Raw genomic sequence first — 15,526 nt, 5'->3', positions numbered from 1 at the left:
CTCGCCGCGTTGCCGCGGGCAGGGGCCAAACCGCGAAAGCAAACAGCGCGGAAATCGAGAAGCAAAAGAAAAAGCCGCGTTTCCGCGGCTTGGAGGGGCCTGCGCGCATCGTTACCGATGCGCTTGTTATTCGTATCGTATTTCCGCGGAACCTTCCTCGGAACGAGGCGGTTCGGCCGGGGCGGCGCTCAGCGCAACTGCCCTGTCTTCTGATAGAAGCCCGCCGCTGCGACGCGACGCTGCGCTTCCTGGAACTTGCTCGCAACCATCTCGCGCGCGCCGGTGGCGCGCTGCATGATCGCGTCGTCGAGCTTCTGAATCTCGCGGATGGCGGCGAGTGCCTCCTCGGTCTGCTCGGCCTTGAGCGACATGAGAAGCGGCGAGCGCTGCTCGACGAGCTCGGCGGCGCCGAGCCAGTTGTCCTCGCTGGCCGCGGCAGCGATCGAGCGTGTCAGTTCGTAGGCGCGGGCGAGCGGTTGTTCTAGCGTCATGGAAAATCCCTGGGCTTGCATGGGCGCGCGGCGTTCGCGGGTTCAGTGCGTGGGGCCGGCGCGCCTCGTCGGATCAAGCCGTCTTGTTGAGTGTACCGGCCGAGCCGTTTCCGCCGAACAGCTGATTCAGATAGTTCTTGCTGTTCTCCATCTGCGTCATCAGGTTGTTCAACGCGGTGAACTGCGCGTTGTATTGCGCCGTGAGCACGTTCTGGTAATCGGTCAGCGACGTACTCTGATCGGTGAGGTGGGCGATGTCCGCGTTGATCGTGGCCGTGCGCTGATCGATCTGGCCGACGCTCGATGCCGTGTAGTTGTTGATGAAGCTGTCGAGCTGCTGACCGATGCCGTTGGTCGAGTTGAACAGCGACGAGACCGTCGACGGCGAGGACGCGAGCGCCGACGAAAGCTTGCTCGTATCGAGCGAGAGCGTGCCGTCGTGTTGCAGGTCGACGCCGATCTGCGCGAGGTTGAACGACGAGCCGTTGGTGCTCACGCTGCCGCTGATGATCGAGGCGATGCCGTTGACGGCCGTGTTGAGCATCGAGTCGCCGAGCAGCGCGCCGGCAACCGAGGTGGTCGTGTTATAGGAGGAGACCGAGTTTTTCGCCGAGATCCATGTGTTGTAGGCTGACACGAAGCTTTGAATATCCTTCGTGATCGAGTCCGTGTTCGTCGCGAGCGAGAGCGATTGCGTGGTGCCGACCGCCGCCGAGGTCACCGTGAGCGTCACGCCCGTCAGGGCACCGGTAATGGTGTTGCTCGCGCTCGTAACGGTGTTGCCGCTGATGGATACCTTCGCGTCCTGTGCCGCCGTAACCTGCGTGAAGCTCGACGTTTGCAGGCCGGCGTCCACGCCGCTGCCGCCGCTGATCGTCACCGTATTGGACGCGCCGGTCGTCTTCGACGTGAGCACGAGGTGCTGACCGTCCGCCGCCGTGACGACGGCCGCCGAAACCCCTGGGTTACTCGTGGAGTTGTTGATGGCCGCGGCGAGCCCGGAGAGCGTGTTGTTGGTCGAATCGAGCGTGACCGACATCGAGCTCGAGCCCAGGCCGATCGTAACGGTGCCCGTACCCAGCGTTGCGCCGCTCGCATAAGCCTGCGACGAGATCTGGTTGGCCGTGGCGACTTGCTGAACGTTGATCGAGTAGGTGCCGGCTACGGCCCCGGTCGTGGTCGTGGCGGTGACGCCGCTGCCGCTCAGGCTGGCGGAAAGAGACGTAAAGGCGCTGCCGTCCGAGAGGCCGGAGAGCGCCGATTTCAGGTTCGCGAGTGCGGACTTCATCGTGCCGATGGCCGAGAGCTCCGTCTTGTCGCTGTTTTGCGCCGCGGTGATCGTAGCTGACTGGCCGGCGGTTTTGGCGGCCACGAGTGCGGATACGAGCCCGTTGACGTCCAGTGAGGAGCCGGTCGCTCCGCTCAAAATGGACTGAGCAGCCTGCTGAAGCATGCTGTTGGTCGAAGTGGTCGTCGAGGATGCTGTGGTCATTCCTGGCTCCGTGTATTACCGCGCGACATCACGTCGGGCACTTGGCCGCTGATTGTATGAAGGTCGATCAACAATGCGCAACGGGAGGCTGACCTCCCGCGCGTATGGCAAACGTGCTTCTTGCTTCTTGTCTTTTGCTGCTTCGTGATTCTTGCCGCTTGCGTCGCAGGGAGTGAGCAATCTTACGCGAAGCTTGGCGGCAGCACGACGGGCCCGACTGCTGCCCGTCATGCGAGGGAGAAGCTTACTCTTACTGGAGGAGCTTCAGCACTTGCTGCGGCAGCGAGTTCGCTTGCGACAGCACCGAGATACCCGCTTGCTGCAGCACTTGAGCCTTCGACAGGTTCGCCGTTTCTTGCGCGAAGTCGGCGTCGACGATCTGCGACTTGGCAGCCGACAGGTTCGTCGACTGGGTCTGCGTGTTGGTGATCGCAGCTTGGAACGTGTTCTGCGTTGCACCGAGCGTTGCTTGGAAGTTGTTCACTTGCGCAAGCGCTGCGTCGATCGCCGTGATCGCGTTTTGCGCGCCGGTCGTCGACGAGATGTCGACACCGCTCACGCCCAGGCCGCCGGCCGTCCAGGCGGTCGTGCCGAAGTTGGCCGTGATCGTCTGGTTGGCGCTCGCGCCGATCTGGAAGTTCACGCTGCCGAGGCCGCCGAGCACGGACTGGCCGTTGAACGTCGTTTGCGATTCGACGCGGTTGATTTCCGTCAGACGCGTCGAAACTTCCGTTTGCAGGTTCGCTTGAGCAGCCGTGCCGAGCGAGCCGTCGCCCGATTCCACTGCCAGCTGGCGGATACGCTGCAGGTTGTCGACGACGGACGAGATCGCGCCCGAAGCCGTTTGCACCATCGAGATGCCGTTGTTCGCGTTCATCACGCCTTGGTTCAGGGCGTTGATCGACGCCGTTTGCGTCGTGGCGATGGCGAGACCGGCGGCGTCGTCAGCAGCGGTGTTCACGCGCTTGCCCGACGAAAGGCGGTTGATAGCCTGGCTCAGCGCGTTTTGGGAACCCGACAGGTTCGTTTGCGTCGTGAGCGACAGAATGTTGGTGTTGATGTTAAGCATTTCTTTCCTCTATGGAAAACGTCCAGGAACAAGGCCGTACGGGGTTCGGCGTCGCGCTTTCGCGAATGGCGCTGCCCGCCTGTCCTGGTTGTCGGCGAGGGGAGGAAGAAACTTTAGGGAAGGATAGCCAAATTCGCAGACGGATCTTTCCGGCTGAAGAGCGGGCCCTTGTGCGACAGGGGTTTGCCGGTGGTGCAACGTTTGCGCATAGGGGCTTTCGAGAGGTCATTTTCGGTGCACGGACGCCGCGGGGCCGAGCGCGCGGCGCCCCGACATGCCCCCGTGCTGTCGCCACACGGCGGCCCGGGGCGGGCGGCGGCCACTATCGGGGAGGGGGCGCGGCGAAGCGCCGCGAGCGGTTGACCGCGGGCACGACGGAAGATGTTCGACGACTAGCCGCAGGTCCGTTTACCTGCTATGATCGCGGATCGAATTGGGATAGCTGCCGGTCTCTTTGGAGGATCGCGCCGTTTCCGAGAGTGCCTGGCCGGGTTGAATGGCATGGCGCTGGCGGTTTATGGCGCAAGAAGCATCGGCATCGCATCGTCGCCCGGCGTTCGGGCGCGATGCCGGCAAGTCTTGCCGGTCGGCGTGTGTAATGAGCCTCGCGCTCTTTTTCCGGCCCCGCAGTCCGCAGTGGTCTCGCGATTCGGCCTGAACCTGGTCCGCTGAGCACGATGGTGCTCACTCAGAGACCGCGCGTGCGCGCTGCCGCCACGCAATTGACCGTAACCTTGGAAATTACATGACGACGATTGTTCTGAAAGAAAACGAGCCGTTCGAAGTGGCGATCCGCCGCTTCCGCCGCGCGATCGAAAAGAACGGCCTCATCGCCGAACTGCGTGAGCGCCAGACCTACGAAAAGCCCACCGCTGTCCGCAAGCGCAAGAAGGCTGCGGCGGTCAAGCGCCTGCACAAGCGCCTGCGCAGCCAGATGCTGCCGAAAAAGCTCCACTGATCGCCGATCGAGCGAACGGGATGGCGTGCGGCGCGAAGAGCCGCATCGAATGACGGCGGTGTGCTCCACGAGGAGCGCACCGCCGTTTTGCTTATGGCGTTTTGCTCACGCCGCTCCCGCCGCGGCTACGCTTTCGAGCGCGGCGGCCGATAAGCCGAATTGACGCGCGATCGACTGCAGCCGTTCACGCCATTCCCAGACGCCAAACGCGTCATGCACATTTTGCAGGCAGCTCAATAGCTCGATCGTTGCGGGATCGAAGATGTTCACGTGTGACCGGAGCAGGGCTTTCTTCAGCGCCTCAACGCCGGCATCCATATAGGCGGGCACCGTATTGAGCGCCTGGCCGATATAGCGCACGGGCACGCCTTCCATGGCCGTCGTGTAATCGCGCGCCTGGATGAGGCTGCCGATGGGGCACCCGCCGCGATGGCCGCGATAGGCGCCGCCGCCGCCCGGCAGCAGCGCCGCCCGACCTTGGCCGAAAAGATGCTCGACCGCGTGGTCGAAAAGATCCTGATGACTCAGGAAATCGGGGTTCTTCATCGTCGTTGTGGCGCCTCGCTTTCAGGCGCTTTTTGGTCTGTCATGAACGGGATAACGGCGCGCGGCGCGCTCGCCTGCAGCCGATTCGGGATAGTCCCGAGGAAATGCCGCTCGCCAGGCGCGTGCCCGCGCCTGCGATGATGCGCCGCGATTCTAATGCTTCCTGCGCCCGCGTGGTTTGGCCAATGCCGCGCAGCGCTGGCGCCAGGCGCAGCCCGACTGATGATCGTTGACCATTCCGACCGCCTGCATGAACGCATAGCAGATCGTCGAGCCGACGAACTTGCAGCCATAGCCCTTGAGCGCCTTGCTCAGGGCGTCCGAGGCGGGCGTGGACGCGGGCGCGTGCTCCTTGTACGTGGCCCAATCGTTCTGAACAGGCTCGTTGTCGACGAACGACCAGACGAACTTTGCAAGCGAGCCGTGCTCCTCGCGGATGCGCAGCACCGCGCGGGCATTCGCGATCGCCGATTCGATTTTCGCGCGGTTGCGCACGATGCCGGCATCGCTCATCAGCGCCTCGACGTGGGCCGGCGTGAAGTTCGCGACGGCTTGCGCATCGAAATCGCAGAACGCGCGCCGATAGCCCTCGCGCTTGTTGAGGATCGTCGACCACGAGAGCCCTGCCTGCGCGCCTTCCAATATCAGCATTTCGAAAAGGTGACGCTCGTCGCGCGACGGCACGCCCCATTCGGTGTCATGGTAGTGCGCGTCGGCCGGCGTCCTTACCCAGTTGCAGCGCTCGGTCATCGGGTGCCCCGTTTCATCCATATGTTGCGATCGTTACGGCGAGCCGCCTCGCCAGACCGAGAAGGATAGCGGATCGGCCCGGCGAGGTAACTCGGCCGAATAGCCGATTGAGCGATCGATTGTCCAATTATCCATTTGTCCGATTGGCGGCGAGCCGCGAAGCGGATACGCTCTCGGTCGAACCATTCAGGAAGGCGCTCGAACGCCATGACGGATATGCAGGACCCAACCAAGGCCGCGCGCCAGTTGCACGACGATCGTTATTTCGTGGGCGTAGATGGCGGCGGCACGGGCACGCGCGTGGTGCTTGCCGATTCGCGCGGCGTCGAACTTGCGCAGGCCGCAGGGGGCGCGTCCGGGCTCGGGCTCGGTGTCGAGCGCGCCTGGCAGGCCATCGAATCCACGATCGCGCTGGCCTTCGCCAAGGCCGGCCTGAGCTTCGCCTGGCCGCGCTGTGCCCTCGGGTGCGGGCTCGCCGGCGTCAACAACCGTGACTGGCTGGCGGCATTCATGGCCAAGGCCCCGCCCGTCGCGTCGCTTGTCGTCCAAAGCGATGCTTATACCACGCTCATCGGCGCCCATGGCGGCGCCGCCGGGGTGGTCGTCGCGCTCGGCACGGGCAGCATCGCGGCGGCGCTCGACGGCGAGGGTCGCTGTCGTATCGCGGGCGGCTACGGTTTCCCGTCCGGCGACGAGGCGAGCGGTGCGTGGATAGGCTTGCGCGCGATCGTGCATGCTCAGCAGGCGCTCGATGGCCGTGCGCCGCGCGATGCATTTGCCGACGCGCTGCTCGCCCAAGCGGGCGCCACCGACCGCGAAAGCCTCGTCGTCTGGCTGTGTGCCGCCAATCAGACTGCCTACGCGAGCCTCGCTCCCGTCGTACTTGCGCATCGCGATCATCCGGCGGCCGCCGCCTTGCTCGCCCAGGTGGGCACCGACATCGTCAAACTCGTGGATGCGCTGGATCCCGCGGGGCACCTGCCCGTGGCGCTGTGCGGCGGGCTTGCCGCCGTGCTCGCGGATTTCGTCGCTCCGCCGCACCGCAGCCGGCTCGTCGCCCCGGGCACCGATTCGGCGCATGGGGCCTTGCTGCTTGCGCAGCGTGCGGCGGCGGCCGGCGAGGGACGGCGCTAAAATGGCGCCCTCGTTCTTAATGTATTAAGCATCGGCACATCATGTATCAGGTCATCGCCACCGATCTCGACGGCACGCTGCTCAACAGCGACCATCGAGTCGATCCGTTCACGGTGGCCACGGTCCGCCGGCTTGCCGAAAACGGTGTTCATTTCGTCATCGCCACCGGGCGGCACTATTGCGATGTCGCCGGCATTCGCGAGGTGCTCGGCATTCGCCCGTATCTCGTCACATCCAACGGCGCGCGCGTACATGCGCCCGACGATACGGTCATCTACGCGCAGGACCTGCCGGCCGCCGCCGTGCGGCGGCTCGTCATGCCCGAGATCGCGGGCACGCACGGCCGCGTCATCGTCAATCTATTCGCCGACGCCACCTGGCTCATCGATCGTGACGCGCCGCATTTGCTCGCTTATCACCGCGATTCGGGTTTTCGCTACGAAATCGCCGATATGCGCGCGCACGACGGCAACGGAATTGCGAAGGTTCTGTACATCGGCTCACCGGATGACCTTGCTTCGGTCCAGGTCAACCTCGAGCGCGAGTTCGGCAACATGCTTTATGTGACTTATTCGCTGCCCGATTGCCTCGAGGTCATGACGTCGAATGTGTCGAAGGGGCGTGCATTGCAGTCCGTGCTTGCCGCGCTGGGCACCGACGCATCGCGATGCGTGGCATTTGGCGACAACATGAACGATATCGACTTGCTGGAGGCAGCTGGCTATCCGTTCATGATGAACAATGCCAATCCCGATCTGATCGCCCGCTTGCCCCACGTTCCGCGTATCGGCAATAACTTCGAGGCAGGGGTGGCCCATCATTTGCGCAAGCTCTTTTCGATTGCGGGCGAACTGACCGGTTGATCGGCCCCGGGTGCCCCGCAGCGCGACAGCGCGCATGCACGCTGAATCGAAATTCGCAGTGTGACCGGTAACGCGACGTAACTATCTGATTGCTAATGTGGCATTACGGACTGTCTGGCTATTTTTGAGAATTATCATATGATTGCTGGCGTACCCCGGCGAATGGAGCATTGCCAGTCGTCGCCATTCCGTTTAACCTCGGGGCGAATCAGCTTTTCAAGAGGGAGACCACGATGTCCCAATACGCAGAACTGAAGGCGCAGATCGCAAAGTTGCAGAACCAGGCGGAAGAGGCAAGGCAAGCCGAACTCGTCAACGTTATCGCCGACATCCGGCAAAAGATTGCGGAGTTTGGCCTTTCGGCCGGTGACCTCGGCTTCGCGCAAGCTGCGCGGCGGGGCCGCCCGCCGAAGAAGGCGCCATTGCCTGCGCGATATCGCGATCCGAAGACGGGCGCAACGTGGAGCGGCCGTGGCAAGCCGCCGAAATGGATTGCCGGCAAGAATCGCGATCGATTCCTCATCGAGCAATAAACGGCATACGCGGTCTTCGCGCGATCGCTCGACGATTGTTCAACGATTGTCCGGTTTTTCGTAGTGCTTCCGCGTAATCCGCGGCATTGTTCCGGCTGTCGTTCCCGCAGTTGTCTCGTGTCATTGCACTGAACCGTACGAAAAAAAGCCCGGCGCGGGAACCGATCCTCCGCCGGGCTTCTTTTAAAGAGCGCGTATTGCTCTTTTCCGGGGCACAGTGCGCCCCTTTTCCTCGTATGCGGGATTACCCCGCAATCACGCTGCGCAGCGCCGGGCGTCCTGAGCGCTGTTCAATCAAGGCCTGATACTTTTCCACGTATTCGCGCGCCATTGCCTGTGCCGTGAAACGCCTTTCGAACTGCGCGCGGATCTCGTCGCGAGAAAGCTCGTCAAGCCGTTGCAGCGCGGCCACGGCCCCTTGGACGTCTTCGACGATGAAGCCCGTGACGGCATGGTCGACGACCTCGGGCACCGAGCCGCGGTTGAACGCGATCACGGGCGTTCCGCAGGCCATCGCCTCGATCATGACGAGCCCGAACGGCTCGCACCAGTCGATCGGAAACAGCAGGGCTTTCGCACGCGAAAGAAATTCCGGCTTTTGCGTTTCGTCGATTTCGCCGATGAACTCGACATGCGCCTCGCCCAGCAGCGGCTCGATTTCGCTCTTGAAATAATCGCGATCGACCTTGTCCACCTTGGCGGCGATCTTGAGCGGCAGGCCGCTCATCGCCGCGATGCGAATGGCCGTATCCACGCGCTTTTCCGGGCAGATGCGTCCGAGGAACGCGAGATACTCGGGCTGGCAGTCCGGCTGCGGCGTCAGCAGATGCTCGGGCAGGCCGTGGTACACGGTGCCGAGCCATTTCGCTTGCGGCAGCGGCGTGCGTTGCGATTGCGAAATCGAGATGACGGCCGAATCGTTGAACGTATCGAATACGGGCTGCAGCTCGGGCAGATCGAGCCGGCCGTGCAGCGTCGTTACCGAGGGCGTTTGCGAATCGGCAAACAGCGCGAACGGCAGGTAATCGAGGTGAAAGTGCAGCACGTCGAAATCCGACGCGATGCGGCGCACCTGCTCGAGCAGCAGCATGTGCGGCGCGATGGGGTCGCGGATCGACGGATCGAGCCGCAGCGCTCGCGGCCACGCCGCCTCGAGCTTGGCGGACGTGATCGAATCGCCGCTTGCGAACAGGGTGACGTCATGGCCGAGCTCGACGAGCGCTTCGGTCAGGTACGACACGACGCGCTCGGTACCGCCATAGAACTTGGGGGGGACGGCCTCGTAAAGCGGCGCGATTTGGGCGATGCGCATGCGTCAACCTCCTTCACTGAAAAAGGCGGCGCGGCCAGTGGCTGCCGCGCCGCGGATGTATTCCTTGCCGTCATTATCAGGACGGCGCTCGTCGCTTATTAGCGTATTTTCAAACCTTTAAGCCTTGTTACAGCCCGAAACAGCCGCGCAGCGCGGTTGCAGTCCGTTGGATAACGTTGTGCGAGCAAAGTTGTCGATGCGCGGAAGCTGGCTACATGCGCCGGCCGCAATGCCCTGGTTCTATTGCGACGTGATGCCGCTGTTACCTATAATGCGCGCGTCGCGTTCACCCTCTTCCATTGCTTCCGGCTTACTCCGCCATTACCGGTAGCCCTTCCCGCAGCGCCTTGTCATATAAGGCTTGCAGCCCCGCAATGTGTCCCGTGTAGGAAAAAGTCCTACATGCTTTATAGACACTTCCGACAGCAACCAGGGGGCTTCCTCCAATTTCCACTCTTTTTACAATTCGACACAATTTCGAAAAGGCATAGAACGACCGTCCTATGCGGGCTTTCGTCGTCCGTGCGGCAAACGTTTCCGAAAGACTGACCATCCGATCGACCGGGGGAATCATGAGCGCGACCAGCGAAATGCTCAGCGAGATCAAGGAAGTGAATCTCTCGTACCTGCTCCTTGCCCAGCGGCTGCTGCGCGAGGACAGGGCGATGGGCATGTTCCGCATGGGCATCGGCGAAGAGCTGGCCGATGTCCTTGCCAATCTGTCGCTCGCGCAGACGGTGAAGCTGTCTGCCTCGAACCAGCTGCTGTGCCGCTTTCGCTTCGACGATCACGCCGTGCTCTCGTCGCTCGCCGACAAGGGCAAGTCGGGCGTGCTGTCGCACGCGCACTCGGCCATTCTGATGGCCGGCCAGCCGGCGGAGACGCTCAGCTGAGCTGCGGCCGTGCGCGCACGCCAGGCAGGCGTGCGTGCGCAGGCAATGGCCGGCATTGGCCGTTCAACGATTTCGTCCGCTCAGGCGGCCAGGTATCAAGCAGGTGGGGCAGGCAGCCGTTATGGCAACCAAGAGCGTTGTCCTGGAAGTGAAGGAAATCACGCTGGCGATCGAGCTGATCGAGCTCGGCGCGCGTTTGCAATTGCTCGAAGCCGAGACGAGCCTGTCGCGCGACAGGCTCATCAAGCTTTATAAGGAATTGAAAGGCGTTTCGCCGCCGAAGGGCATGCTGCCGTTCTCGACGGACTGGTTCATGACCTGGCAGCCGAACATCCATTCGTCGCTTTTTTACAATATTTACCGGTTCATGGCGCAGCATGGCTGCACCGAGCCGATCCGCGCCGTCGTCAAGAGCTACCGGCTTTATCTCGAGCACACGGCTATCCATGGCGACGAGCCGCTCCTGAGTCTCACGCGGGCCTGGACGCTCGTGCGCTTTTTCGAGTCGGGCATGCTCCAGTTGACGCCGTGCGTGCGCTGCAGGGGCAATTTCGTCGCGCATGCGCACGATCCGCAGTCCGGCTTCGTCTGCGGGCTGTGCCAGCCGCCGTCCCGGGCGGGCAAGACTAAAAAATCGGGCGCGAAGACCGCCGAGACCGGCTGCTCCCAGCTCGCCGCCGCCTAGCCCGCCCCAAGGGCGTCCGGCCGGACAATTCTGCAAAGCGGCGCCAGACGGCGGCGCCGTCCTGGTTAACACGGGTCCACAGGCCGCGTGCGTTTGTCCTCAAAGTTTCGATTTGCCTGCCGTAAACCAGACTAACGGCGGTCTGTCCGCCGACCATTGAGAGGACCCGGCAGTGCTGATTTTCGTTGGAACACTCGTGACCGTGCTGTCCGTTTTCGGCGGGTATGCGCTCGCGGGCGGCCATCTGGGCGCGCTCGTCCAGCCCGTCGAGCTGCTGATGATTGCCGGCGCGGGCCTCGGCGCGTTCATCCTCGGCAACGGCCTGAAGACGATCAAAGCCACCTTCGGCCTCCTCCCGACACTGTTCAAGGGCTCCAAATACACGAAGGACGTGTACATGGAACTCATGGCGCTGCTTTACGTTTTGCTTGCGAAAGCCCGCAAGGAAGGCACGCTGACGCTCGAGTCCGATATCGAGGACCCGGAAAGGAGCCCGATCTTCACTCAATATCCGAAGATCCTCGCCGATAAGCACATCGTGGAGTTTCTGACGGATTACCTGCGGCTCATGGTTGGCGGCAACATGAACGCCTTCGAAATCGAAAGCCTCATGGACGAGGAGATCGAGACGCACCACTCCGAGGGCGAAGGCCCCGCCCACGCGCTGTCGCGCGTAGGCGACGCGATGCCGGCGTTCGGTATCGTCGCCGCCGTGATGGGCGTCGTGCATACGATGGCGTCGGCCGACAAGCCGCCTGCCGTGCTCGGCGCGATGATCGCGCAGGCGCTCGTCGGCACGTTCCTCGGCATTTTGCTGTCGTACGGACTGATCGGCCCGCTCGCGAGCCTCGCGGAGCAGCGCGTGGCCGAGTCGACCAAGATGTTCCAGTGCATCAAGGTGACGATCCTCGCGAGCCTGAACGGCTACGCGCCCGCCATTGCCGTCGAGTTCGGCCGCAAGGTGCTGTTCTCGACGGAGCGGCCGTCGTTCACGGAGCTCGAAGAGCACGTGCGCCGCGTGAAGGCCAAGTAAGGGCCTGAGAGCGAGGGAGCGAGCGCGATGAGCAAAGGCAAGGACAAGGCGATCGTCATCAAGCGGGTGACGCCGGCGAAGAAGGGGCACCACGGCGGTGCATGGAAGCTCGCTTATGCGGACTTCATGACCGCGATGATGGCGTTCTTCCTCTTGATGTGGCTGCTGAGTGCCGTCACGCCGGTGCAGTTGCGCGGCATCGCCGAGTACTTCAACCAGCCGCTGAAGGCCGCGCTTTTCGGCGGCGATCGGAGTGCCGACTCGTCGAGCATCCTCAAAGGGGGCGGCCGCGACATTTCGACGGACATGGCCGGCGTCACGCGCCGCTCGGACGGCACGATCGAAAAAGCGACGCATACGGCCGCGCGCAACGACGAAGAGTCGCTCGATTCGCTCACGGGTGCGCTCGAGCGCCGTGAGCAGGCGCGTCTGCACGATCTGCAGGTCAAGCTGATGGCGGCGATCGAGGCGAATCCGGTGCTGCGCCAGTTCCGGCAGCAGATCCGCATCGATTCGACGCTGCAGGGGCTGCGCATCGAGATCGTCGATACGCAAAAGCGCCCGATGTTCGCCACGGCGAGCGATGCGGTGGAGCCGTATATGCGCGACATTCTGCGCGCGATCGGCCGCACGTTGAACGACGTGCCGAACCACATCGTCGTGCAGGGACATACGGACGCCGTGCCTTACGCGGGCAACGGCAAGGGATACAGCAATTGGGAGCTGTCGGCCGATCGCGCCAACGCGTCGCGCCGGGAGCTGATCGAGGGCGGCATGGACGAGCACAAGGTGCTGCGCGTGCTCGGGCTCGCGTCGACGCAAAACCTGAACAAGGCGGACCCGTTAGACCCCGAGAACCGCCGCATCAGCATCATCGTGCTGAACCGGCGGTCCGAGGAAGCGATGATGCGCGACGATTCGTCGTCCACGACGCTCTCGGACGACGCGGCAGGCGTGAAGCCGCTCGCGCAGCACCTGGGCGCGGCACCGGCCCCGAGCCAGGCGCAAGCCCAGGCAACGGGTGCGGCGGACAAGACAACCGACAAGCATTGAAAGGAAGCGGCTGGCCGGGGTCGCCGCGATGAACGCGGCGCGCCGGCGAAGCGCAGTGAGGCATTCATGATCAAGGACATTCTGGCGATCGACGATTCGGCGGCGATGCGTGAAATCCTGGCGGCGACCCTGCGGACCGCGGGCTATCAGGTCACGGTCGCGTCCGACGGCGACGAAGGGCTCGCAAGCGCACTGGCGCATCCGTTCGATCTCGTGCTCACGGATCAGTACATGCCGAAGCGAAGCGGCCTCGACGTGATTGCGGCGCTGCGCGCCGAAGCCGCGTACGAGGCGACGCCGATCTTCGTGCTGACGACCGAGGACGGCGATGCATTCAAGGATGCGGCGCGCGCGGCAGGCGCGACGGGCTGGATCGCCAAGCCGCTCGACCTCGATACGCTGACCGAACTCATTGCGGCATTGCACGCATGAAGCGCGGAAGCGACCGGATATTGAACAGGATGACCAGCGTGACCTCGCTCGTACGCCAGGCAAAGATTCTTCGCGGTGACTCAGCATGACACTCGACATCACACAGTTTTATCAGACGTTCTTCGACGAGGCGGATGAGCTGCTTGCGCAGATGGAGCAACTGCTCCTGAATCTCGACGTCGGCACGCCCGATCCGGAGGATCTCGCGGCCATTTTCCGCGCGGCCCATTCGATCAAGGGCGGTGCGGCCACATTCGGCTTCACGGCGCTCACCGAAACCACGCACATCCTCGAATCGCTGCTCGATCGCGCTCGCAACAACGAGCTGACGCTGCGCAAGGACATGATCGACACGTTCCTCGAGACGAAGGACGTGCTCGCCGACCAGCTCGCCGCCTATCGCGCGAGCGAAGAGCCGGATGCCGCCGCGGCCGCCGCAATCTGCGCGAAGCTCGAACGTCTCAAGAACGGCGGCAACGCGCCTGCCGCGGCAGCGCCGGCAAGCGCGCCCGCGGCGCCGGAGCCGGCTGCGGCCCCGGCTGCCGGGTCGAACGGCTCGGGCGTGCCCGAGCACGTGGTCGAACAGGCCGTCGAAGTCACGCATGGCGCCACGGCGTCTGCTGCCGGCTCCGCTTCGGACGCCGGTCCTCACCTGAAAATTACGCTACGGGGGGTGGGGGAGAAGGACCAGGAGCTCCTGATCGAAGAATTGGGTAACCTGGGCCACATCGTCGGACAGTCGAAGACCGGGAGCGACCTCGTGGTCCATCTCGATACCGAGGTACCGTCCGCCGATATCACGGCCGTGTGCTGTTTCATCATCGACGAAAGTCAGATCGAGATCGTACGCGGTGCCGCAGCCGCAGCCGAAGCGCCGGCTGCGCCTGCCGCGGCAGCGCCCGTGACGGTCGCGAGCGAGCCGGCGGCAACAGCCGCCGAGCCCGCCGCCGCGGCTGCACCGGCGCCTGCCGTGCCGGCACCGGAGGCCAGGGCAGAGCAGGCACAACCTGCGGCACCCGCACCCGCGCCGGCTCCGGCCGCCGCGCATGCGGAAGAAAAGAAGGCACGTCCGGCCGCCGCGGCGGCAGCGGGCGAAGGCAGTTCGATTCGCGTCGGCGTGGAGAAGGTCGATCAGCTGATCAACCTTGTCGGCGAACTCGTCATCACGCAGGCGATGCTGGCGGAGACCACGAGCACGTTCGATCCGGCGCTGCACGACCGGCTCTTCAACGGCATGGCGCAGCTCGAGCGCAACGCGCGCGATCTGCAAGAGGCGGTGATGTCGATCCGCATGATGCCGATGGATTACGTGTTCAGCCGTTTCCCGCGGCTCGTGCGCGATCTCGCGGCGAAACTCGGCAAGGACGTCGAACTCGTCACGTTCGGTCAGGCGACCGAGCTCGACAAGAGTCTCATCGAGCGCATCATCGATCCGCTTACGCACCTCGTGCGCAACAGCCTCGATCACGGCATCGAGACGGTGGAAGTGCGGCGCGCGGCGGGCAAGGATGGCACGGGCCAGCTCGTGCTCTCGGCGGCTCACCATGGCGGCAACATCGTCATCGAAGTCAGCGACGACGGCGCGGGCCTGCGCCGCGACAAGATTCTCGCCAAGGCGATCAAGCAGGGCATGCCGGTCAGCGAGTCGATGACCGACGAGGAAGTCTGGAACCTGATCTTCATGCCGGGGTTCTCGACGGCCGAACAGGTGACGGACGTCTCGGGCCGCGGTGTGGGCATGGACGTCGTCAAGCGCAACATCCAGGCGATGGGCGGGCACGTCGAAATCACGTCCCACGCGGGCAAGGGCACGACCACGCGCATCATCCTGCCGCTCACGCTCGCGATCCTCGACGGCATGTCGGTGAAGGTCGGCAGCGAGATCTTCATCCTGCCGCTGAACTTCGTCATGGAGTCGCTGCAGCCGTCGGCGGAGGACATCTACACGGTGGCCAACGGCGAGCGCGTCGTGCGCGTGCGCGGCGAATATCTGCCGCTCTGCCCGTTGCACGAAGTGTTCTCGGTGGAAGGGGCGCGCACCGATCCGACACAGGGGATCGTCACGATCCTGCAAACCGAAGGCCGCCGCTTCGCCATGCTGATCGACGAGCTCGTCGGCCAGCAGCAGGTGGTGGTGAAGAATCTCGAGACGAACTACCGCAAGGTGCGCGGGATCTCGGCGGCAACGATTCTGGGCGACGGCAGTGTCGCGCTGATCGTTGACGTGGCAGCACTGAACCGTGAGTCTCGTGCCTCGCACGGCGCTCTGAACTTTTCGTAAT

Annotated in this window: 16 protein-coding genes; 10 read left to right on the top strand and 6 right to left on the bottom strand. The window is 63.8% G+C overall.

Annotated elements, in window-relative coordinates:
• Positions 1-188: 188 nt before the first annotated feature.
• From fliT to U0034_RS09315, 3 genes are all read right to left on the bottom strand, one after another.
• A complete protein-coding gene (gene fliT, locus U0034_RS09325; protein ID WP_085230603.1) occupies positions 189-491 on the bottom strand; it encodes a flagellar protein FliT in 303 nt (100 codons plus the stop codon).
• A gap of 73 nt (positions 492-564) precedes the next feature.
• On the bottom strand, positions 565-1,983 hold the full coding sequence (gene fliD, locus U0034_RS09320) for a flagellar filament capping protein FliD (protein ID WP_085230602.1): 1,419 nt from the start codon (positions 1,981-1,983) through the stop codon (positions 565-567).
• Between the two features lie 250 nt (positions 1,984-2,233).
• Positions 2,234-3,052, bottom strand: coding sequence for a flagellin domain-containing protein (locus tag U0034_RS09315; RefSeq protein ID WP_085230601.1), 819 nt, complete (start codon positions 3,050-3,052; stop codon positions 2,234-2,236).
• Positions 3,053-3,797: 745 nt separating this feature from the next.
• Here U0034_RS09315 and rpsU point away from each other — a divergent pair.
• Positions 3,798-4,010, top strand: a complete 213-nt coding sequence (gene rpsU / locus U0034_RS09310) for a 30S ribosomal protein S21 (protein WP_085230600.1) — start codon at positions 3,798-3,800, stop codon at positions 4,008-4,010.
• A 105-nt stretch (positions 4,011-4,115) separates the two neighbouring features.
• Here rpsU and U0034_RS09305 read toward each other — a convergent pair whose 3' ends face one another.
• Positions 4,116-4,556 (bottom strand): hypothetical protein, encoded by a 441-nt coding sequence (locus tag U0034_RS09305; protein WP_085230599.1) that lies wholly within the window; start codon positions 4,554-4,556, stop codon positions 4,116-4,118.
• A 153-nt stretch (positions 4,557-4,709) separates the two neighbouring features.
• Entirely contained in the window at positions 4,710-5,306 is a 597-nt protein-coding gene (locus U0034_RS09300) for a DNA-3-methyladenine glycosylase I (RefSeq protein ID WP_085230634.1), read from the bottom strand.
• 246 nt (positions 5,307-5,552) lie between these two features.
• Between U0034_RS09300 and U0034_RS09295 the strand changes: the two genes are divergently transcribed.
• From U0034_RS09295 to U0034_RS09285, 3 genes are all read left to right on the top strand, one after another.
• Positions 5,553-6,440 carry a BadF/BadG/BcrA/BcrD ATPase family protein gene (locus U0034_RS09295; protein WP_102622917.1) on the top strand — a complete coding sequence of 296 codons (888 nt, stop codon included), beginning with the start codon at positions 5,553-5,555 and terminating at the stop codon, positions 6,438-6,440.
• A gap of 41 nt (positions 6,441-6,481) precedes the next feature.
• A complete protein-coding gene (locus U0034_RS09290) occupies positions 6,482-7,303 on the top strand; it encodes a Cof-type HAD-IIB family hydrolase (RefSeq protein ID WP_085230597.1) in 822 nt (273 codons plus the stop codon).
• A gap of 233 nt (positions 7,304-7,536) precedes the next feature.
• Positions 7,537-7,836 carry an H-NS histone family protein gene (locus U0034_RS09285; RefSeq protein ID WP_085230596.1) on the top strand — a complete coding sequence of 100 codons (300 nt, stop codon included), beginning with the start codon at positions 7,537-7,539 and terminating at the stop codon, positions 7,834-7,836.
• A gap of 244 nt (positions 7,837-8,080) precedes the next feature.
• Here the strand turns inward: U0034_RS09285 and U0034_RS09280 are convergent, their stop codons facing one another.
• Entirely contained in the window at positions 8,081-9,148 is a 1,068-nt protein-coding gene (locus tag U0034_RS09280; RefSeq protein WP_085230595.1) for a glycosyltransferase family 4 protein, read from the bottom strand.
• A gap of 572 nt (positions 9,149-9,720) precedes the next feature.
• Between U0034_RS09280 and flhD the strand changes: the two genes are divergently transcribed.
• The 6 genes from flhD (at position 9,721) to cheA (ending at position 15,525) form a co-directional block, all read left to right on the top strand.
• Positions 9,721-10,041 carry a flagellar transcriptional regulator FlhD gene (gene flhD / locus U0034_RS09275; RefSeq protein ID WP_085230633.1) on the top strand — a complete coding sequence of 107 codons (321 nt, stop codon included), beginning with the start codon at positions 9,721-9,723 and terminating at the stop codon, positions 10,039-10,041.
• A gap of 121 nt (positions 10,042-10,162) precedes the next feature.
• Entirely contained in the window at positions 10,163-10,726 is a 564-nt protein-coding gene (gene flhC / locus U0034_RS09270; protein ID WP_085230594.1) for a flagellar transcriptional regulator FlhC, read from the top strand.
• 172 nt (positions 10,727-10,898) lie between these two features.
• The gene (motA, locus tag U0034_RS09265) at positions 10,899-11,759 is read left to right on the top strand and encodes a flagellar motor stator protein MotA (protein WP_085230593.1); all 861 of its coding nucleotides are present in this window, start codon (positions 10,899-10,901) and stop codon (positions 11,757-11,759) included.
• A gap of 27 nt (positions 11,760-11,786) precedes the next feature.
• Positions 11,787-12,812, top strand: coding sequence for a flagellar motor protein MotB (gene motB / locus U0034_RS09260; protein WP_085230592.1), 1,026 nt, complete (start codon positions 11,787-11,789; stop codon positions 12,810-12,812).
• Positions 12,813-12,878: 66 nt separating this feature from the next.
• The gene (locus U0034_RS09255) at positions 12,879-13,244 is read left to right on the top strand and encodes a response regulator (RefSeq protein WP_085230591.1); all 366 of its coding nucleotides are present in this window, start codon (positions 12,879-12,881) and stop codon (positions 13,242-13,244) included.
• Positions 13,245-13,329: 85 nt separating this feature from the next.
• Complete coding sequence (gene cheA / locus U0034_RS09250) at positions 13,330-15,525, top strand: chemotaxis protein CheA (protein ID WP_085230590.1); 2,196 nt, start codon at positions 13,330-13,332, stop codon at positions 15,523-15,525.
• The last annotated feature ends 1 nt before the right edge of the window (position 15,526 follow it).

Origin of the sequence: Trinickia caryophylli (assembly GCF_034424545.1) — a bacterium.
GTDB classification, from domain to species: domain Bacteria; phylum Pseudomonadota; class Gammaproteobacteria; order Burkholderiales; family Burkholderiaceae; genus Trinickia; species Trinickia caryophylli.
The sequence above is the reverse complement of the archived record's forward strand: the minus strand, read 5'-3'. Positions and strand labels throughout refer to the sequence as shown.